Below are 19631 nucleotides of genomic sequence, written 5' to 3' on the forward strand. Positions count from 1 at the left end.
GCGCGGGTCATCGACCGGCGTCGAGCGCGCGGTCGATCATCGCGATGACGTTCTGCGTACCCGTGCGCGTGCCGACGTGCTCGGCCGCTGCCGCCATGGCCTCCAGCCGAGCACGGTCGCCCAGCAGAGGGATGACCTGCGCACGGACGACGTCTCCGGAGAACCCGGCGTCATCCATGAGGAGGGCGGCTCCCGCGTCGACGGCCGACGCCGCGTTCAGGCGCTGTTCGCCGTTGCCGACCGCGTAGGGGACGTAGACGGCGGGGATGCCGAGAGCGCTGATCTCGCTCACCGTGGCCGATCCGGCACGGGAGACGATCAGGTCCGCCAGGGCGAAGGCGAGGTCCATGCGATCGACGTATCGACGCATGGCGTAACCCGGTACGCCGGGGTCGACGAGGTCGCTCCGCTCCCCCGTGACGTGGAGCAGCTGCCACCCGGCGGCGAGGACGTCGGCCCAGGAGTCCGCGAGGGCCTCGTTGAGTCGCTGGGCGCCGAGCGACCCTCCGAAGACGAGCAGCACTGGGCGCGCGGGGTCGAGGTCGAACATCTCCGCGGCCTCGGCGCGCCGCGCCGCACGGTCGAGGTCGACGATCTCACGGCGCAGGGGCATGCCGACGAGCTCGCCACGCGACAGCGGGGTTCCGGCGAAGGCGATCCCCACCCCGGCGGCGGCGCGGGCGCCGAGGCGATTGGCGAGTCCGGGCTTCGCGTTCGCCTCGTGGACGACGTACGGGACCCGTTCACGGCGAGCGGCCATGTACGCCGGCGCGGCCGCGTATCCGCCGAATCCGATCACGACCTCGACGCGATGGGTGCGGATGTGCGCGCGCACCTGCGCGATCGCCGCGTTGAGGCGAGCGGGGAACCGGACAGCCTGACCGTTGATCCGTCGAGGGAAGGGCACCTTGTCGACCGTGAGGAGTTCGTAGCCGCGCGCGGGCACCAGCCGGGATTCCAGGCCCTCCTTCGTCCCGAGGACGAGCACGTCCGCGGAAGGGTCGCGGTCGCGAAGGCCGTCGGCGACGGCGAGGAGCGGGTTCACATGGCCGGCGGTGCCACCGCCGGCGAGGAGGTACGAGGTCACCTCGCGACCTTACCCGGCTCAGCCTGGGGAATCGTGCGAGCGAACGCCAGGAGGACGCCGCACGCCAGCAGCACCGCCAACAGCGCAGTGCCGCCCTGGGACATGAACGGCAGCGGGACGCCCATGACGGGCAGCACGCCGATCACGACACCGATGTTGATGAGAGCCTGTCCGAGGATCCAGACGGTGATGCCTCCGGCGGCGACCCGGATGAAAGGATCGGGAGTCTTGCGCATCACGTGGAAGGCCCCGACCGCGAAGAACGTGAACAACGCCAGCACCACGAGGCACCCGATCAGGCCGAGCTCCTCGCCGACGATCGCGAAGATGAAGTCGTTGGATGCCGCCGGCAGCCAGCCGTACTTCTCCTGCGAGTTGCCGAGACCGAGCCCGAAGATCCCGCCGTTGGCCATGCCCCACACCGCATGGATCGACTGGTAGCAGTCGTTCTCGTAATTGGTCATGTCGGAGCAGACCGCCGTGATGCGTCGCATCCGGTCGGGGCTGACGACGGCGAGGGCGATCACGCCGACGATGCCGAGGAGAACGGGGAGGATGAAGAGCCGGAGCTTGACGCCGGCGAAGAAGAGGCAGCCGAGGAGCACGAGCACGAGCACCATCGCCGTGCCGAGGTCATGGCCTGCCATGACCGTGGCGAAGACCAGGAGGCCGACCGGGATCACCGGGATGAACACGTGCCGCCAGATGCCGAGCAGGGCGCGCTTGCGCAGCAGCACGTAGGCGATCCACAGTGCGAGGGCGAGTTTGAGGAACTCGGAGGGCTGCACGGTCGAGCCGGCCAGTCGGATCCAGTTGCGGTTGCCGCCGTCCTCCACGCCCAGAGGGGTGAACACGAGAAGCTGCATGAGGAGCGCCGCGATCAGCGCGGGCCACGCCATCCGCTTGAGGAATGCGATCGGCAAGCGGCTCACCAGGAACATCAGCGGGATGCCGACCGCCGCGAACATGCTCTGCTTCAGCGCCGTGTCCATGACGCCGGACTCCTGAGCGCTGGTCGCGGAGATGACCATGACGATGCCGAACACCGTCAGCAACAGGGCGGTGGAGGCGATCAGCAGGAACTCGCTGGAGGGCGGCGTGAAGATCCGCCCGAGCGAGACGCGTGCGGCGAGTCCGGCCGGGTCAGATCGAGGAGGGCGAGCCACCTGCGTCATCGGCGCTCCCCCTGTCGATCCAGCTCCGCACCGCCTCGGCGAAGCGGCGACCTCGATCCGCGTAGCCGGTGAACTGATCGAAGGATGCCGCTGCGGGAGCCAGCAGGACAGTGCTCCCGTCAGTGACGATTCCTGCGGCGATCTCCACCACACGGGTCATGACATCTTCAGTCTCGCCAGAGACGACCTCATACACCTGCACGTCGGGCGCGTGTCGCGCGAATGCCGCGAGCACCTCGCCGCGTTCGGCACCGATGACCACCGCGGCGCTGGCCGAACGGCCTGCGTCGCCCACCAGTCCGGAGAGGTCGACACCCTTCAGGTCCCCTCCGACGATCCACACCGCGCCGGGGTAGGCGCGCAGTGACGACGCCGCGGCGTGCGGATTCGTCGCCTTCGAATCGTCGATCCACGTCACGCCGTCATGGCGCGCGATCACCTGGATGCGGTGAGCATCGAGGCTGAACGACTGGAGCGCGCGACGGATCGCGGCGGGCTCGGTGCCGATCGCACGGGACAGCGCGCTGGCGGCGAGGATGTTCTGCACGATGTGCGGTGCGGCGAGACCGACCTGGGCGAGGTCGTCGATCGTCGTCAGCTCGAGGGCGCTGTTGCGCCGGTCGTCCAGGAAGGCCCGGTCGGCGAGGATGCCGTCAACGACCCCGAGGTCGCTCGGTCCTGGTGTGCCGAGATCGAAGCCGATCGCGCGAGCACCCTCCATGACCTCGGCGTCCTCGACCATCTCGCGGGTGGCGATGTCGGCCTTGTTGTAGACGCACGCGACCCGCGTGTTGCGATAGACGATCGCCTTCGCGGCGCGATAAGCGGCCGCGCTGCCGTGCCAGACGAGGTGATCATCGGCGAGATTCAGACACACAGAGGAATGCGGTACCAGCTGCCCGGCCGGAGCACTCTGCCCGATGTACCACAGCTGGTGGCTGGAGAGCTCGACGACGAGCACGTCGAACCCGGACGGGTCGCGCACCGCATCAAGGACGGGGACGCCGATGTTCCCGCACGGGGCAGCGCGCAGTCCGCCTTCGACGAGCATCGTCGCTGTGAGCTGCGTCGTGGTGGTCTTGCCGTTCGTCCCGGTGATCAGGACCCAGTCCGCTGGCGTTCCGTCCGCTCGCACGACCTTGTCGCGCACACGCCAGGCGAGCTCGACGTCGCCCCACAGCGCGATCTCCTGTTCCTGCACCCACCGGATGACCGGGTGCGATGGTGGGAAGCCCGGCGAGGCGACGACCACGTCGGGTGCGAAGTCGATGAGGTCCTGCGGAACCTCGTCCAGGTCGTCGAGCACGAGGCGTGCGCCGATGACCGGGATGAGACGCTCGTACTCGTCCGAGGCGGACGCACTGAGCACGAGCACCTCTGCGCCCAGTTCGGTCAGTGTGTCGGCGGCCGAGAACCCCGTGACCGAGAGCCCGAGCACGGCGACGCGCAGACCTTTCCAGTCGGCGTGCCAGCTCGTCAGCGAATCGAGGCGTGTCATATCAGGGTCAACCATTCGACGTAGAACAGCCCGACCGCGGCGACGGCGAGAAGGCCGGCGATGATCCACAGTCGGACGACGATCGTCACCTCCGGCCAACCCCGCATCTCGAGGTGGTGGTGGAACGGGCTCATGAGGAACAGGCGCTTGCCCCGGGTGATCTTGAAGTAGGCCCGCTGCAGGATCACGGAACCGGAGGAGAGCACGAAGATGCCGGCGATGATGAACAGCAGCAGTTCGGTGCGAGTGAGGATGGCCATCGCGGTGATGACGCCGCCGATGGCCATGGACCCGACGTCGCCCATGAAGACCTTCGCCTTGGGCGCGTTCCACCACAGGAATCCGATCAGGCCGGCCGCGAAGGACGCGGCGATGATCGCGAGGTTGAACGGATCGCGCACCTCGTAGCAGGCGTCGAGGGCGCCGGGATCGACCCCTGTCCCCGCGCAGGACTGCTTGAACTGCCAGAACGCGATGAGGCTGTACGCACCGACGACGAAGACCCCGGCGCCGGCGGCGAGTCCGTCGAGACCGTCGGTGAGATTGACACTGTTGGATGTCGCGATCCCGATGACGGCGATCCAGATCAGGTAGACGATCCAGCCGATGACGACGCCGAACGCGAAGAGGTTGAGCCAGGAGATGTCGCGGAACAGCGAGATCGACCCGCTCGCCGGGGTCTGACCGAACTGGTTGGGGAAGTTCAGGGCGACGACGCCGAACGGCACCATCACGACGAGCTGACCGATGACCTTGCGCCAGCCGGACAGTCCGAGGCTCCGCTGGGATCGGACCTTCATGTAATCGTCAATGAAGCCCACCGCGCCGAAGCCGACCATCAGCCACAGCACGAGGATCGCTGACAGCGCCGGTGTGGTCCCCCCGGCGTAGACGCCGGTGAAGTATCCGACGATCGTGCCGACGATGAAGATGACTCCACCCATGGTCGGGGTGCCGCGCTTGGCCTCGTGGCTCGGATTGGCGATGTCCTCGGGCGTGCGGATGACCTGCCCCCATCCCCAGCGACGGAACAGCCGGAGGAAGACGGGAGTGAGGAAGAGGGTGAAGGCGAGCGATATCGCAGCCGCCATGAGGAGTGATCTCACGAGAACAATTCTCCCAGACGATCGCCGAGATGCCGGAGCCCCACGGAATTGGACGATTTCACGAGCACGCGGTCGCCGTCGCGCAGCTCTGTGCGCAGGTACTCGAACGCGGCCTCCTGATCGGGCAGGTGGACCGCTTCGCTGTCCCACGACCCTTCACCCACGGCGGCGAGGTACAGCCTCCGCGCCTCAGGGCCGACGACGACGATCCGCCGGATGTTGAGTCGGACGGCGAGCAGTCCGATGCGGTCGTGCTCCTCCCCCGCACTGTCGCCGAGTTCGCTCATCGCGCCGAGGACGGCGACGGTGCGCTCATCGGGACCGGTGATCTGCGCGAGCGTGCGCAGGGCTGCGGCCATCGAATCGGGGCTCGCGTTGTAGGCGTCGTTGATGATGCGCACGCGGTCGCTGCCCATCGGCTGCATCCGCCATCGTTCGGCGACCTCGACGGTCTCGATGCGCGCGATCGCCACCTCCGCCGGCACACCGAGCACGCGCGCAGCGGCGATCGCGGCCAGTGCGTTGGAGATGTGGTGGGCGCCGAGGACCTGCAGATGGAGCGGGAACGATTCGCCTGCGACCGTGATGGTCGCTCTGGTGCCGTCGGCGGCGACCTGGATGCCGGATGCGCGCACCTCGGCATCCGCGCCCTGGCCGAAACCGATGACGTTCATCCCGCGGTCGTGCGCGATCTCCCTCATCGCCCAGACGCGGGGGTCGTCGGCGTTGAGGATGGCTGTTCCCCCTGGCCGTGCGGCGGCGATCAGCTCAGCCTTCGCCTTCGCCGTCGCCTCGATGCCTCCGAACCCTCCGGCGTGCGCCAGCCCCACCATGAGGACCACGGCGACGTCGGGCTCGACGAGGCCGGCGAGGTGTGCGATGCTCCCCGGTCCCGCTGCGCCGAACTCGCTGACGAGGTAGCGGGTGCTCTCGGTGACGCGGAGCATCGTGACGGGAGCGCCGACTTCGTTGTTGTAGGAATTGATCGGCGCGACCGTCTCTCCCTCTTCCTGCAGGACGCGGTGCAGAAGGTTCTTCGTCGTCGTCTTGCCGTTGGAGCCGGTGATGCCGACGATCTTCAGGTCGCCCGCTGCTCTGACCTTGGCGACGACCGCTCTGGCCAGTGCACCGAGAGCGGCGACGGCATCCGGCACGACGATCTGCGACACCGGAGCGTCGACGACGTGCTCGACGATCGCGAGGACGGCACCCGCTTCGACCGCTGCGCCGACGAACCGGTGGCCGTCGGTCTCCGCGCCGGGTTTGGCGACGAAGATCCCTCCTGCGCGCATGTTCCGCGAGTCGGTGTCCACGACGCCGTCGGCGACGGTCTGGGCGGTGTCGGTACCGGCGACACGCAGATCACCACCGGTGACGGCGGCGATCTCGGCGAACGACAGAGCGATCATGACATCTCCATGCGCGGCGGAACGCCGGCTAGTTGTACTTCGGGAGCAGCTCGTCCATCGGGGTGGTGGACGGCGAGACGCGGTAGGTCTTCAGGACCTGGGTCATCGCCTTCTGGAAAGCAGGAGCTGTCGCTGCGGACGATACAACCTTAGTCGGCTCGTCCAGAGTTACCACCACGACGTACTGCGGGTCATCGACCGGCGCGAAGCCGACCATGCTGGTGAAGTACTTCCCGGCGATGTATCCGCCGCCGTCGGCCTTCTGTGCGGTACCGGTCTTGGTCGCCACCCGGTAACCCGGGACTTCGATCTGCTGGCTCAGACCGCCCTGCACCGACACGTTCTCCAGCATCCGCGTCACCTCAGCGGCGGTCTTCTCGGAGATGATCTGTTCCCGGTGCGGTGCGGGTGGCGTCACCACGTCGCCCTCTCCGGTCGTGCACGACTCCAGCAGGGAGAGATCGATCTTCTCTCCTCCGTTGGCGATCGCCTGGTACGCGCCGGCCACCTGGGGCGCCGTCACCGTGAACGCCTGACCGAACGTCGTGGCGTACAGCGTCTGGCTGTCCCAGTTCTCGGGCGCGTGGACGACACCGCCCTCTTCGCGGGGGAAGGAGATCGTCTTGTCGCCGACCCCGAACTTCTGCATGTACTCGAAGCGCGTCTGCGAATCGATCGTGGTTCCGATCTTGGACAGCGCGACGTTGGACGAGTCGATGAGCGCCCCGGCGATCGTGTACTGATAGGTGTCGTGCCGGAAGGGGTCGTTGATGACGGCTCCATTGGGGAAGGTCTCCCGGCCGGCGGCGGAGATGGTGGTCTTCATGTCCACGGCGCCGGTGTCCAGCGCGGCCGCCGCAGTGATGGCCTTGAACGTCGAGCCCGGTTCGAATGTCGTGCCGAACACGCGCGTCCCCCAGTCGTCGGGCGATGATGCGTCCAGGTCGTTGGGGTCGAGGGACGGCCATTCCGCGGCCGCGCGGATCTTGCCCGTCGCCACCTCGACGACCGTGACCGTTCCCGCCTTCGCCGCCTGCTTCTGCGCCTCCTCGGCGATCATCTGCTGGAGGTACCACTGCAGATCGCTGTTGATCGTCAGCTGGACCGTGCCGCCGTCGACGGCATCCACCGTCCGTTCGCTCCCGGGGATGACGACCCCGTCCTTGCCGCGGAGGTAGGTGCGCTCCCCGCTCGTCGGCGCGAGGCACTCGGCGTTCATCTGCTCGACGCCGGCCTGCCCCTCACCGGCGTTGTCGACATACCCGACGACGTTTCCGGCGACGGCACCGTTCGGATAGACCCGAGTCTCGCGTGGCTTCGCGGCGAGGTACACGAGGCCGAGATCGCGCAGTTCAAGATACTTCTCGGTGCTCAGTCCGTTCGCGAGTTGGTAGTACTGCGAGTGAGGGTTCTCCTCGAGATTGGCGGCGACAGCCGCGCGAAGCTTGTCGGCGTCCTGTCCGACGATCTCCGCGATCCTTTCGGCGGCCTCGTGCCACGAGACCTTCGGCGGACGGTCCTCGTCGCTCTCGAGCTGCATGATCAGGCTCGGGCTCAGCTGGGCGTCGTAGACCTTGACGCTGGAGGCGAGGGTGATGCCGTTCGCATCGACGATCGATCCGCGGTCGCCGTGGATGGTCTCGGTGCTTCCCAGGTTTCCCACGTGAAGCGAGTCCTCGACGTGCTCGTTGGCGCTGACCACCTGGATGTCGACGAGTCGGACGACGAAGGCGGAGAGGACGGCGAGGATCACCGCGAGGGCGACGACGGTTCGGCGGCGCGGGCCGCGCGTTGCTCGTGTCGTCATGCTGCTCTCCGTGTCTGTCAGCGGGTGGTCGGGCTCGGCAGCCCGTCTGTGATGGGCGGCGGGAGATCGGGGCCTCGCGCCCCTCCGGCCCTGTCGCCCACGTTCTCCTGTGCGGCTGCTGCGGCCTCCTCGTCTGTGAGGAGTGCGTTCTGCACCGCACCGCTTCCGGTCGGGTCGATCGTCGAGCGCCCGTCGGCTTCTTTGTTCGCACCGAGGATCGCCGCGTCACTGAGCCGGAGGTAGGACGCGGAGCCCGCGACGACCATTCCGAGATCCGCTGCCTTCGTCGCGAGCAACTGAGGCGAGGCGATCCCGGCGAGGTCGTCCTGCAGCGCACTGGTCTGCAGGTTCAGCTCGCGCTGCTGCGACGTGAGATCGGCGAGGACGAACGAGTCGTGCGTGATGGCCAGGGAGAGACCGATCTGCGCGACGGCGATCGTTGCCGCGCCGCCGAGGGCGATCAGCGCGTAGGCGAGCTTCGGGCGACGGCGCGGCGCAGGAGCCGTGACCGGCCGGAGAGGCCGCTCGGTCCGGGGAGGGGTGCTCTTCTCCGGCTGGATGCTCGGCCGCATCGCTGCGGCGGTGGCGCTGCTCATGCTGCCTTCCTCACTCGCTCTGCGGCGCGCAGACGCACCGGGATCGCACGCGGGTTGCGCGCCTTCTCTTCCTCGCCGGCCATCTCGGCCCCCTTGGTCAGGGTGCGGAACCGGGGGGCGTGCTCCGGCAGTTCGACGGGGAGTCCTGCGGGCGCCGTGGACGCGGATGCCGCGGCGAACGCCTGCTTGACGAGCCGGTCCTCCAGGGACTGGTAGCTCATGACGACGATGCGGCCGCCGACGGCGAGGGCGTCCATGGCTGCGGGGATCGCGTCGGCGAGAACGCTCAGCTCGGCGTTGACCTCGATGCGCAGCGCCTGGAACACCCGCTTGGCCGGGTGGCCGGTGCGCTGAGCCGCCGCCGGAGTGGCCGCCTGCAGCACGTCGACGAGATCCTGAGAGCGCACGAAGGGCTTGTCCGCACGTGCCTGGACGATGAAGCGCGCGTATCGTGCGGCGAGTTTCTCCTCGCCGTAGCGCTCGAAGATGCGGCGCAGGTTTCCCTCGCTGTAGGTCGCCAGGACCTCTGCCGCGGTGATCCCGTCGGTCTGGTCCATGCGCATGTCCAGCGGTGCGTCCTTGGAGTACGCGAAGCCCCGGTCCGCCTCGTCCAGCTGGAGGGAGGAGACACCGAGGTCCATGAGGATGGCCGAGGCGTCCTGGACGTATCGGCCGATCTCGTTGTAGACGGTGTGGATGAAGGTGGTGCGGTCGGAGAAGCGGGCCAACCGCTCCCCTGCGATGCGCAGTGCGTCGGTGTCACGGTCGAGGCCGACCAGACGGATGTTCGGGAACCGTTCGAGCAGCGCCTCGGAGTGACCGCCCATGCCGAGCGTCGCATCGACGACGACGGCGCCATCGGCGGTGAGGGCAGGAGCCATCAGCTCGACGCAGCGTTCGAGCAGAACCGGGGTGTGGATGTCGCGGAGGTTCATCATCGTGTCGGGAGACCATCGGCCCTGATCCCCCTCCGCTTCTCGACCCGGCACCGGGGAAGTGTGTCGGGGCGGGAGCGGCGGGGCATCACAGCCGAGGTCAGAAGAGTCCCGGGATCACCTCCTGCTCGAGATCGGAGTAGGTCTCCTCGCCTGCTGCGAGGTAGTCGTTCCATGCCGCGGCATCCCAGATCTCGGCGTGCGCGCCGACGCCGGTGACGACGAGCTCCTTCTCGAGCCCTGCATACTGCCGGAGATGAGCGGGGATGGTGATGCGGTTCTGGCTGTCAGGCATCTCCGCGCTCGCCCCGGAGAGGAACATGCGCAGGAAGTCGCGGGCCTGCTTGTTGCTGAGCGGCGCTTGCCGGATCCGCTCATGCATCGCTTCGAACTCCGCCGTGCTGAACACGTAGAGGCAGCGCTCCTGACCGCGCGTGACGACGATGCCGCCGCCGAGGTCCTCGCGAAACTTGGCCGGCAGGATGACGCGACCTTTGTCGTCCAGTTTCGGGGAGTGCGTTCCCAACAACATCGGCCATCACCCCCTCCATTCCGGCCCGATCGAGGTGTGCCCCCACTTTACTCCACTTTCCTCCACTTTCCTACGAGCAATCGGGAAAAGAATGCCGCACTTCGGACGACAGGACGACGACTCCCGCGTGATCATGCGGCTCGAGGGTGCTAAACGCCGGTGGAGGACAGTGGAGCATCAGTGGAGGACGTCGCCGGACACAGAAAAGGCCCGGATGCACATGCATCCGGGCCTGAAAGGCGGAGAGGGTCAGCGACCGTCTTGGCGGCGATCCCATCGATCGTTCATGCGGTCCATGAAGGAGGAGGAACTCTGCGGCGTTCGGGGCGTCGCGCCCTTTGCCGGGCTGGGCGGACCACTGCGGCGGGTCGGCGTCGCGGCGAGGATCACGCCGGTGAGCATGGCGGCGAAACCGATCACGCCGACGATGATGCTCACGATCGGACCGAGCTGACCGCCGGCGGCGACACCTGCGACGAGCGCACCGATGCCGACCAGCAGCAGTACGGCTCCGTATACGAGGTTGCGATAGCTGATGACGCGATCGCCTGACGGCGCACTGACGATGTCGGCGTCGTTGTGGAGGAGATGGCGTTCCATCTCATCGAGCAGACGCTGCTCCTGTTCGGACAGTGGCATGACGCCCCCCTCGGTTCGAGTGTCTTCAGTTTACGCCCCGCGGCATCTTCGAGGCTAGGGTTCCGCTGAGAACCTAAGCTGATTATCGTGCCCCTCTCCACCCAAGTCCAGCAGGCGGTCGCCACCCGTCTGGATCGCTTCTTCGACGGCCTGCGGACGGAGTCGGCGGAGTACGGCCCCGACGCCGCGCTCTTCCTCGATGCGGCCGACGAGACCCTGCAGGGCGGCAAGCGGCTGCGCGCGCGTTTCTGTCACTCCGGATGGCGCGCCGTCGCCCGCTTCGCGGATCGCGGCGCGACCGAGACGGACCCGCTGTGGGACCTGTGCGCGTCGCTCGAGATCTTCCAGTCCGCCGCGCTCGTGCATGACGATCTCATCGACAACTCCGACACCCGCCGCGGCCGCCCCGCAGCCCATCGCGCTCTCCAGCAGCGCCACGTGGGGCAGACATGGGCGGGCGACCCCGAGGCGTTCGGCCGGTCCTCGGCGATCCTGCTCGGCGACCTGTTGATCTCGTGGAGCGACGACCTGCTGGAGCAGGCGCTGGCCGGACACCCGTTCGCCGCCCAGGTGCGCTCCGTCTACGCCCGCATGCGACGGGACGTGACGGTCGGTCAGTTCCTCGACATCGCGGAGGAGTCGGCGTGGAAGGTCAGCCCGGATGACGAGCACGCCCAGCGAGCGCTCCGCGTGGTCTCACTGAAGGCGGCCAGGTACAGCATCGAGCAACCACTGGCCCTCGGCGCGGCGTTCGCCGGCGCGGACGCCGACCAGAGCGCCGCCCTGCGCGCCTTCGGACTCCCGATCGGGATGGCGTTCCAGCTGCGCGATGACGTGCTGGGTGTCTTCGGCGACGAGTCGGTGACGGGAAAGCCCGCCGGTGACGACCTGCGGGAGGGCAAGCGGACCGTGCTGATCGCTCTCACGAGGGAGCGCCTCGACGCCTCGGCGCGCCGCCTCATCGACGAGATGCTCGGCGACCCGCAGCTGGACAAGGATCAGGTGGCCGCCCTGCAGGCGACGATCGCGGGATCCGGAGCGCTGGAGAGGGTCGAGGAGATGATCACCGCGTATGCCGCGGAGGCCGATCGCGCACTCGTCGGTGCGCGTCTGGACAACGCGTCCGTCAGCGACCTGCGCGACCTCGCCAGGGCGGCGACGGTGCGAACGGCCTGAGCCTCAGGCGAGGGTGCGCGCCACGCGGCGCACGGAGCTCTTGTGTCCGTCGAGGAGGGCGGCGATGGGGGTGCGCCCCAGTTCCTCTTCTTCGGTGAGGAGCCAGTCGATGATCTCGTCGTCGGTGAACCCGGCATCCGCGAGCACGATGATCGTGCCGCGCAGCGACGCCAACGGATGACCGTCGACGATGAACACGCTCGGCACGGCGAACGCACCGTTGCGCGTGGACCCGACCAGGTACTGCTCGGCGATGAGCCGGCGGACCCGTCCGAGCGGTTCGCCGAGGACCTCGACGAGATCGGGGGTGGTCAGCCATTCGAGGGCGGGGGCTTCTCCTGCATCAGACACGACTCGATGATCTCACCTCCGCTCTTCGTACGCACATCGTGGCTGTGATTCACTTCCGTCACATCAGTCACTCTGGTTGACACGTGTTTACATCCGTGTCAGCGTTGCAGGGGTCCGAAAAGGGGGAACACCTTGCGACTCACCGCAATGCAGAACCGATCACGGTACGCCAGGATGAGTGCGCCGGCAGCCATCGTCGGAGTACTCGCCGGATCCCTGAGCGCGGTCCCCGCACCGGCGGCCGCGACCTCGGACACCGCCCCTGTCCCCACCAGGACGGGAAAGGCGGCCACTCCCCCGTCGGCGACCCGCGTGACCCCCGCGGTGACGGCCCCCACGACCTACACGGTGCAGTCCGGCGACACCGTGTCGGCGATCGCCGAGCGCTTCGGGCTGCCGACCGCGGATGTCCTGGCGTGGAACGGTCTCGGATGGCGTTCGGTGATCTACCCCGGTCAGACCATCGCGCTCGCGCCGTCGACCACGGCCCCGACCCCGGCGCCGCAGACCGCAGCACCAGCCGCCTCGACCTCGCACACGGTCGTCGCCGGAGACACGGTCTTCGCGATCGCCCAGAAGCACGGCACGACCGTGGATGCGCTCCTGGCCGCGAACGGGCTCGACCGTCAGTCGATCATCTACCCGGGCCAGAGCCTCGCCATCGCCGATGCCGCACCCGCACCCGCACCCGCACCCGCACCCGCAGCATCCGAGACCGCGCCGTCGACCGCTCTCAACGCCCCGCAGGCGGAGAACGCGACGCTCATCATCCGCATCGGGCGCGAGCTCGGCGTCGCGGACCGCGGCATCATGATCGCGCTGGGAACCGCCATGGTGGAGTCCTGGTTGCGCAACCTCGACTGGGGTGACCGTGACTCGCTCGGCCTGTTCCAGCAGCGCCCGAGCACCGGCTGGGGCACGCCCGACCAGATCATGGACCGCGGCCACAGCATCCGTTCCTTCTTCCTCGGGGCGTCAAATCCCGACGGCACGACCACCCGGGGGCTTCTCGACGTCCCCGGCTGGGAGAGCATGTCCTTCGCGGATGCCGCGCAGGCAGTGCAGATCTCCGCACACCCGGAGCGTTACGCGGCGTGGGAGTCTGCGGCGCAGGAATGGATCGCACTCTACGGCTGACAAGCCCCGCCCAAAGGGTGAGGCGTTCCCGGGGCTCCGCCCCACTTCTCCATAGAATCTGTACGTGACGACCAATCAGCAGGCCGACCCCCTCATCGGGCGGCTTGTCGACGGCCGGTACCGCGTACGTGCACGAATCGCACGCGGCGGCATGGCCACGGTCTACGTCGCCACGGATCTCCGACTCGAGCGACGCATCGCGCTGAAGGTCATGCACGGGCACCTCAGCGACGACTCGGTGTTCCAGAGCCGCTTCATCCAGGAGGCCCGCGCCGCCGCCCGCCTCGCCGATCCGCACGTCGTCAACGTGTTCGATCAGGGTCAGGACGGCGAACTGGCCTACCTGGTCATGGAGTACCTCCCGGGGATCACACTGCGCGAACTCCTGCGCGAGCAGAAGCGCCTGTCCGTCCCGCAGACGATCTCGATCATGGACGCGATCCTCTCCGGCCTCGCCGCCGCGCACAAAGCAGGGATCGTCCATCGCGACGTCAAGCCGGAGAACGTGCTGCTCGCCGAGGACGGACGCATCAAGATCGGTGACTTCGGCCTGGCCAGGGCCACCACGGCGAACACCGCCACCGGACAGCAGCTCCTCGGCACCATCGCCTATCTCGCCCCCGAACTGGTCACCCGTGGCACCGCCGATGCGCGCAGCGACATCTACGCGCTGGGCATCATGCTCTACGAGATGCTCGTCGGCGAGCAGCCCTACAAGGGCGAGCAGCCCATGCAGATCGCGTTCCAGCACGCGACCGAATCCGTGCCCCGTCCCAGCGTCCGCAATCCCGGTGTCCCGGAGCAGCTCGATGAGCTCGTGCTGTGGTCGACCGAGAAGTCGCCCGATGACCGACCCGACGACGCGCAGCAGATGCTCGACCGGCTGCGCGAGGTGGAGCGGCAGCTCGGCATCTCCCCCGCCTCGACGTCGAAGATGACGGTGCCCATGCGCACCCATTCGGACTCCGGAGACCTGACCAAGGTCATGCCGGCGACGATGGTCGCGGATGAGCCGGCCGATGAGACCGCCGCACAGCAGCCGATCGACAACGCCACCCTGCTGCGCAGGAAGACGTCGAAGCGACGGGCGCGCGGTGCGTTCCTGCTCGCTCTCGTCCTGCTGCTCGCCGTGCTGGCGGGCGGCGTCGGGTGGTGGTTCGGCTCAGGACCCGGTTCGCTGGTGGCCGTTCCCGCCGTCGCCGGGCTCGATTACGATCAGGCCGCTGCCGCACTGTCGGAAGAGGGCTTCGTGCCCGTGCGCGCGGAAGAGAGCTCCGTGGAGATCGAGCCTGGGCTCACGATCCGTACCGACCCCGCGGAGGGGGAACGACTCGACGGCGGTACCGAGGTGACCGTGTTCGTCTCCAGCGGCCCTGCGCCACGCAGCATCGAGGCACTCAACGGCAGGACCGCTGACGATGCACGCGCCTATCTCGCCGAGCTCGGCCTCACGGTGTCCGACGACGACCTGTTGCTGTACTCGGGCGCGGACGTCGGCATCGTCATCAATGCCGACGTCGTCCCGCGCGGAGGCGGCGACGCCATCGCCTGCGGCGAGGGATGCGACGCGTTCGAGGCCGATTCGGTGAACCTCGTCGTCTCGCTCGGCGGTCTGCCCGATGTCGTCGGCATGACGGCGAGCGAAGCCGCCAACGCCCTCGGCGAGAAGCAGATCGACACGAACACCATCGAGGAGTACAACAACGACGTCGACCAGGGTCGGGTGATCCGGACCGGCGAGCGGGACGGCGGCGGCAACTGGCGCCCCGGGGACACCATGACCCTTGTCGTCTCGCTGGGGCCGCAGCTGTTCGAGGTGCCGTCGGTCGCCGGGATGACCCGCGACGAGGCGGCCCAGGCCCTGCGGGATGCCGGGTTCGAACCGACCTGGAACGTGCTCTGGACGCCGTTCCCGAACGCGCTCACCGAGGTGTCGGGCACCGACCCGTCCGCCGGCGCGATGCGCCGCGCCGGAAGCGAAGTGACCCTGCTCATCCGCAGCAGCGGCCTGTGACCAGAACCGCCCTCCCGGAATCCGGAAGGGCGGTTCATGCATTCTCGGTCGTTGCGCGTCAGCGCTTCTCGAGCTCCTCGGCGACGAGGAAGGCCAGCTCCAGGCTCTGCATGTGGTTGAGGCGGGGGTCGCAGAGGCTCTCGTAGCGGGTCGCGAGTCCCTGCTCATCGATCTGCTCCGATCCGCCGAGGCACTCGGTGACGTCATCACCGGTGAGCTCGACGTGGATGCCGCCGGGGAAGGTGCCGACGGCGCGGTGCGCCTCGAAGAACCCGCGCACCTCGTCGACGACGTCGTCGAAGCGACGCGTCTTGTATCCGGTGGGCGTGGTGATGCCGTTGCCGTGCATGGGGTCCGTGACCCACAGCGGCGTCGCGCCCGAGTCGCGGACGGCCTCGAGCAGCGGCGGGAGGGCGTCGCGGATCTTTCCGGCGCCCATACGGGTGATGAAGGTGAGCCGCCCCGGCTCGCGGTTCGGGTCGAGCTTGTCGATGAGGGCGAGTGCCGTCTCAGGAGTCGTCGTCGGACCGAGCTTGACCCCGATGGGGTTGCGGATCTTCGAGAAGTAGTCGACGTGCGCGCCGTCGAGGTCGCGCGTGCGCTCGCCGATCCACAGGAAGTGCGCCGAGGTGTTGTACGGGGTGTCCGTCCGGGAGTCGATGCGCGTCATCGGGCTCTCGTAGTCCATCAGCAGGCCCTCATGGCCCGTGAAGAACTCGACGCGCTTGAGCTCGTCGAAGTCAGCGCCGGCGGCCTCCATGAACTTGATCGCGCGGTCGATCTCGGCAGCCATGCGCTCGTAGCGCTGGTTGGCCGGGTTCTGGGCGAAGCCCTTGTTCCAGGAGTGCACCTCGCGGAGGTCGGCGAACCCGCCCTGCGTGAACGCACGGATGAGGTTCAGCGTCGACGCCGCCGTGTGATACCCCTGCAGCAGGCGCCCTGGGTCCGCCTGGCGCGAGCCCTCGGTGAAGTCGTAGCCGTTGACGATGTCGCCGCGGTACGCGGGGAGGGTGACGTCGCCCCGGGTCTCGGTGTCGCTGGAGCGGGGCTTGGCGAACTGTCCCGCCATGCGGCCCATCTTCACGACGGGCATGGATGCGCCGTAGGTGAGGACGACCGCCATCTGCAGCACGGTCTTGATGCGGTTGCGGATCTGTTCGGCGGTCGCACCGGCGAACGTCTCGGCACAGTCGCCGCCCTGCAGGAGGAACGCCCCGCCCGAGGCCGCACGGGCGAGTCGGTCGCGGAGGTTGTCGACCTCGCCGGCGAAGACCAGCGGCGGCAGCGTGGCGATCTGGCGGGAGATGTCGGACACGCGCTCGGCGTCCGGCCAGGAGGGCTGCTGCTTGATCGGGAGATCGCGCCAGGTGTCGAGATCGTGCTGCTGTGGCATGCCCTCAGCTTACTGGGATGCGGGCTCCCCCAGGACCGTCACGCGGAGCGCGGCATCCGCTCCTTGACGGAGGATGCGTACACGTCGTCGTACTGCTGCTGACCGAGCCGGTGCAGGGCTACCATGATCTCGTCCGTGACCGAACGAAGGATGTACCTGTCGTTCTCCATGCCGGCGTACCGGGAGAAGTCGAGCGGCTCGCCGATCACGATGCCGACGCGCACGACGCGAGGGATGGTGCGGCCGATCGGCATGGCGGTGTCGGTCTCGACCATGATGACGGGGATCACAGGGACCTTGGCCTCGAGTGCCATCCGGGCGATGCCCGTGCGTCCGCGGTAGAGCTTGCCGTCGGGGCTCCGGGTGCCCTCGGGGTAGATACCGAGCAGGTCCCCTCGTCCCAGCACCTGGAGCCCGGTGTTGAGGGATGCCTCCGACGCCTTGCCGCCTGAGCGGTCGATGGGGATCTGACCGGTGGCCTTCATGAAGTTCTTCGTCGCCCACCCCTTGAGGCCGCGTCCGGTGAAGTAGTCGCTCTTGGCGAGGAAGCTCATCGGCCGGTCGATGAGCAGCGGAAGGAAGATGGAGTCGGAGACCGAGAGGTGGTTGCTCGCCAGGATCGCCGCACCGTTGCGGGGCACGTTGCCGCGCCCCACGATCCAGGGGCGGAAGACCGCCTTGACGATGGGGCCGACCACCACGTACTTCATCAGCCAGTAGAACATCGTCAGGAAGTCTATCCCCGGCCCCGCGATCTCTCGATCGCGGCTCGACGACCGCTCGGCGGCGCATGCGACTGAGTGTCACTTGATACGCTACTGGATACCAAAATCGCCGAGTCCGAGCGAGGTTGTGCCCTAGACTCGGGGAAAGCCGTGCCCGACCGGTACCGAAGGAGTTGCCGTGGTCCAATTCGAAGTCCCCGCCGTCGTCCCCGCAGACCCCGAGGCGAACATCAGCGATCTGCTGGTGAAGCGCGTCGAGGCGACACCGAACCGCCCTCTCTTCTCCGTTCCCGACGGCGAGGGCTGGCGCGACATCACCGCCGCCGACTTCCAGACCGCGGTCATCGCACTCGCGAAGGGCTTCGTCGCCGCAGGCATCCAGCCCGGGGACAAGGTGGGATTCCTCGCCCGCACCACGTACGAGTGGTCGCTGATCGACTTCGCACTGTTCTACGCCGGCGCGGTCATGGTGCCGATCTACGAGACCAGCTCCCCCGCCCAGATCCAGTGGATCATGGAGGACTCCGGCGCGATCGCCCTGATGGTCGAATCGGCCGATCACTTCGCCAAGGTGGACGAGGTCCGCGGCGACCTTCCCCTCGTCCGCGAGGTCTGGCAGATGCACCTCGGTGCGATCGACACCCTCACCGCGGCGGGCGTCGAGGTCGAGGACGCCGAGATCGACCGTCGCCGCAACCTCGCGGTCGGCTCGGACATCGCGACGCTCATCTACACGTCCGGCTCCACCGGCCGCCCGAAGGGCTGCGTGCTCACCCACAGCAACTTCGTCGAGCTCTCCCGCAACTCCGCGAAGGCCCTCAACGCCGTCGTCGAGACGCCGGGCGCCTCCACCGTGCTGTTCATCACCACGGCTCACGTCTTCGCACGCTTCATCTCGATCCTCAACGTCCACGCGGGAGTGCGCACCGGCCACCAGCCGGACACCAAGCAGCTGCTCCCCGCGCTCGGGTCGTTCAAGCCCACCTTCCTCCTCGCCGTCCCCCGTGTCTTCGAGAAGGTCTACAACTCCGCAGAGCAGAAGGCGGAGAGCGGCGGCAAGGGCAAGATCTTCCGCGCCGCCGCCGCAGCGGCGATCGAGCACTCGAGACTCCTCCAGGACGGCGAGAAGATCCCGTTCGGGCTGAAGATCAAGTTCGCGCTGTTCGACAAGCTCGTCTACAGCAAGCTGCGCGCGGCGATGGGCGGCAACATCTCGTACGCCGTGTCGGGTTCCGCGCCGCTCGGTGCGCGCCTCGGCCACTTCTTCCACAGCCTCGGTGTCGTGATCCTCGAGGGCTACGGCCTCACAGAGACGACCGCGCCGGCCACCGTGAACCTCGCCGACAAGTCCAAGATCGGCACCGTGGGCCCCGCGCTCCCCGGCGTCGGCGTCCGCCTCGCCGAGGACGGCGAGATCGAGGTCAAGGGCGTCAACGTCTTCAAGGAATACTGGAACAACCCGGAGGCCACCGCCGAGGCGTTCGACGACGGCTGGTTCCGCACCGGCGACATCGGCAGCTTCGATGCCGAGGGCTTCCTCACCGTCACCGGCCGCAAGAAGGAGATCATCGTCACCGCCGGCGGCAAGAACGTCGCCCCTGCAGCGCTCGAGGACCCGATCCGCGCCAACCCGATCGTCGGCCAGGTCGTCGTCGTCGGAGATCAGAAGCCGTTCATCTCCGCGCTCGTGACGCTGGATCCCGAGATGCTCCCCACGTGGCTGGGCAACAACGGCCTCCCGGCGGACATGTCCCTGGCGGATGCCGCGAAGAACGACGCGGTCCGCGCCGAGGTGCAACGCGCCATCGACATCGCCAATAAGAACGTCTCGCGTGCGGAGTCGATCCGAAAGTTCACCATCCTCAGCACGGAGTGGACCGAGGCGAGCGGACACCTCACGCCGAAGATGTCGATCAAGCGCAACGTGATCGTGTCGGACTTCGCCGGTGAGATCTCCGCGATCTACGACGAGCCGGTTCAGACGACCAACGTCGCGATCGGCTGAGCCCGAACGCTGACACAGAAGAGGCCCCCTGCACCGAGTGCAGGGG

At 68.0% G+C, this 19631-nt stretch carries 17 protein-coding genes; 4 read left to right on the forward strand and 13 right to left on the reverse strand.

Features of this window, described 5'->3' with window-relative positions; translation table 11 throughout:
• Positions 1-7: 7 nt before the first annotated feature.
• From HD600_RS00465 to HD600_RS00510, 10 genes are all read right to left on the reverse strand, one after another.
• A complete protein-coding gene (locus tag HD600_RS00465) occupies positions 8-1087 on the reverse strand; it encodes a glycosyltransferase (RefSeq protein WP_184280797.1) in 1080 nt (359 codons plus the stop codon).
• Positions 1084-2262, reverse strand: coding sequence for a putative lipid II flippase FtsW (gene ftsW, locus HD600_RS00470; RefSeq protein ID WP_144796732.1), 1179 nt, complete (start codon positions 2260-2262; stop codon positions 1084-1086). Before ftsW ends, HD600_RS00465 begins: the two co-directional genes overlap by 4 nt.
• Positions 2231-3760 carry a UDP-N-acetylmuramoyl-L-alanine--D-glutamate ligase gene (gene murD, locus HD600_RS00475; RefSeq protein ID WP_184284573.1) on the reverse strand — a complete coding sequence of 510 codons (1530 nt, stop codon included), beginning with the start codon at positions 3758-3760 and terminating at the stop codon, positions 2231-2233. Before murD ends, ftsW begins: the two co-directional genes overlap by 32 nt.
• Positions 3757-4866 (reverse strand): phospho-N-acetylmuramoyl-pentapeptide-transferase, encoded by a 1110-nt coding sequence (mraY, locus tag HD600_RS00480; RefSeq protein WP_144796736.1) that lies wholly within the window; start codon positions 4864-4866, stop codon positions 3757-3759. Before mraY ends, murD begins: the two co-directional genes overlap by 4 nt.
• Complete coding sequence (locus HD600_RS00485) at positions 4863-6275, reverse strand: UDP-N-acetylmuramoyl-tripeptide--D-alanyl-D-alanine ligase (RefSeq protein WP_184280799.1); 1413 nt, start codon at positions 6273-6275, stop codon at positions 4863-4865. The genes mraY and HD600_RS00485 overlap by 4 nt, the downstream gene beginning before the upstream one ends.
• Before the next feature lie 28 nt (positions 6276-6303).
• Entirely contained in the window at positions 6304-8082 is a 1779-nt protein-coding gene (locus HD600_RS00490) for a peptidoglycan D,D-transpeptidase FtsI family protein (RefSeq protein WP_184280801.1), read from the reverse strand.
• 17 nt (positions 8083-8099) lie between these two features.
• The gene (ftsL, locus tag HD600_RS00495) at positions 8100-8678 is read right to left on the reverse strand and encodes a cell division protein FtsL (protein ID WP_241731693.1); all 579 of its coding nucleotides are present in this window, start codon (positions 8676-8678) and stop codon (positions 8100-8102) included.
• The gene (rsmH, locus tag HD600_RS00500; protein ID WP_184284577.1) at positions 8675-9613 is read right to left on the reverse strand and encodes a 16S rRNA (cytosine(1402)-N(4))-methyltransferase RsmH; all 939 of its coding nucleotides are present in this window, start codon (positions 9611-9613) and stop codon (positions 8675-8677) included. Before rsmH ends, ftsL begins: the two co-directional genes overlap by 4 nt.
• Before the next feature lie 100 nt (positions 9614-9713).
• A complete protein-coding gene (gene mraZ, locus HD600_RS00505; protein WP_144796742.1) occupies positions 9714-10145 on the reverse strand; it encodes a division/cell wall cluster transcriptional repressor MraZ in 432 nt (143 codons plus the stop codon).
• Between the two features lie 249 nt (positions 10146-10394).
• Entirely contained in the window at positions 10395-10784 is a 390-nt protein-coding gene (locus HD600_RS00510) for a DUF3040 domain-containing protein (RefSeq protein ID WP_184280803.1), read from the reverse strand.
• Positions 10785-10871: 87 nt separating this feature from the next.
• On the opposite strand from HD600_RS00510, the gene HD600_RS00515 reads away from it, so the two are divergent.
• A complete protein-coding gene (locus tag HD600_RS00515; RefSeq protein ID WP_184280805.1) occupies positions 10872-11960 on the forward strand; it encodes a polyprenyl synthetase family protein in 1089 nt (362 codons plus the stop codon).
• Between the two features lie 3 nt (positions 11961-11963).
• On the opposite strand, the gene HD600_RS00520 is transcribed toward HD600_RS00515, so the two are convergent.
• On the reverse strand, positions 11964-12311 hold the full coding sequence (locus tag HD600_RS00520; protein ID WP_184280808.1) for an Rv2175c family DNA-binding protein: 348 nt from the start codon (positions 12309-12311) through the stop codon (positions 11964-11966).
• A gap of 174 nt (positions 12312-12485) precedes the next feature.
• Between HD600_RS00520 and HD600_RS00525 the strand changes: the two genes are divergently transcribed.
• Together HD600_RS00525 and pknB are read left to right on the forward strand one after the other, a co-directional pair.
• Positions 12486-13448: a LysM peptidoglycan-binding domain-containing protein gene (locus HD600_RS00525; RefSeq protein WP_241731694.1), complete on the forward strand. Its 963-nt coding sequence runs from the start codon at positions 12486-12488 to the stop codon at positions 13446-13448.
• Between the two features lie 64 nt (positions 13449-13512).
• Positions 13513-15462 carry a Stk1 family PASTA domain-containing Ser/Thr kinase gene (pknB, locus tag HD600_RS00530; protein WP_184280810.1) on the forward strand — a complete coding sequence of 650 codons (1950 nt, stop codon included), beginning with the start codon at positions 13513-13515 and terminating at the stop codon, positions 15460-15462.
• Between the two features lie 58 nt (positions 15463-15520).
• Here pknB and HD600_RS00535 read toward each other — a convergent pair whose 3' ends face one another.
• Both HD600_RS00535 and HD600_RS00540 read right to left on the reverse strand, forming a co-directional pair.
• A complete protein-coding gene (locus tag HD600_RS00535) occupies positions 15521-16855 on the reverse strand; it encodes a class II 3-deoxy-7-phosphoheptulonate synthase (protein ID WP_184280812.1) in 1335 nt (444 codons plus the stop codon).
• A 38-nt stretch (positions 16856-16893) separates the two neighbouring features.
• Positions 16894-17580, reverse strand: a complete 687-nt coding sequence (locus tag HD600_RS00540; RefSeq protein WP_184280814.1) for a lysophospholipid acyltransferase family protein — start codon at positions 17578-17580, stop codon at positions 16894-16896.
• A gap of 178 nt (positions 17581-17758) precedes the next feature.
• Here HD600_RS00540 and HD600_RS00545 point away from each other — a divergent pair, with 178 nt between their 5' ends.
• Complete coding sequence (locus tag HD600_RS00545; RefSeq protein ID WP_184280816.1) at positions 17759-19585, forward strand: AMP-binding protein; 1827 nt, start codon at positions 17759-17761, stop codon at positions 19583-19585.
• Positions 19586-19631: the final 46 nt, after the last annotated feature.

The organism is Microbacterium ginsengiterrae (assembly GCF_014205075.1).
Classification (GTDB): Bacteria; Actinomycetota; Actinomycetes; order Actinomycetales; family Microbacteriaceae; genus Microbacterium; species Microbacterium ginsengiterrae.

Excerpts from the sequence above, each read along its gene's own strand:
- murD (WP_184284573.1), bottom strand. The coding sequence starts at position 3,760 with ATGACACGCCTCGATTCGCTGACGAGCTGGCACGCCGACTGGAAAGGT.
- rsmH (WP_184284577.1), bottom strand. The coding sequence starts at position 9,613 with ATGAACCTCCGCGACATCCACACCCCGGTTCTGCTCGAACGCTGCGTC.
- ftsW (WP_144796732.1), bottom strand. The coding sequence starts at position 2,262 with ATGACGCAGGTGGCTCGCCCTCCTCGATCTGACCCGGCCGGACTCGCC.
- HD600_RS00540 (WP_184280814.1), bottom strand. The coding sequence starts at position 17,580 with ATGTTCTACTGGCTGATGAAGTACGTGGTGGTCGGCCCCATCGTCAAG.
- HD600_RS00485 (WP_184280799.1), bottom strand. The coding sequence starts at position 6,275 with ATGATCGCTCTGTCGTTCGCCGAGATCGCCGCCGTCACCGGTGGTGAT.
- HD600_RS00510 (WP_184280803.1), bottom strand. The coding sequence starts at position 10,784 with ATGCCACTGTCCGAACAGGAGCAGCGTCTGCTCGATGAGATGGAACGC.
- ftsL (WP_241731693.1), bottom strand. The coding sequence starts at position 8,678 with ATGAGCAGCGCCACCGCCGCAGCGATGCGGCCGAGCATCCAGCCGGAG.
- mraZ (WP_144796742.1), bottom strand. The coding sequence starts at position 10,145 with ATGTTGTTGGGAACGCACTCCCCGAAACTGGACGACAAAGGTCGCGTC.
- HD600_RS00490 (WP_184280801.1), bottom strand. The coding sequence starts at position 8,082 with ATGACGACACGAGCAACGCGCGGCCCGCGCCGCCGAACCGTCGTCGCC.
- HD600_RS00535 (WP_184280812.1), bottom strand. The coding sequence starts at position 16,855 with ATGCCACAGCAGCACGATCTCGACACCTGGCGCGATCTCCCGATCAAG.
- HD600_RS00525 (WP_241731694.1), top strand. The coding sequence starts at position 12,486 with ATGAGTGCGCCGGCAGCCATCGTCGGAGTACTCGCCGGATCCCTGAGC.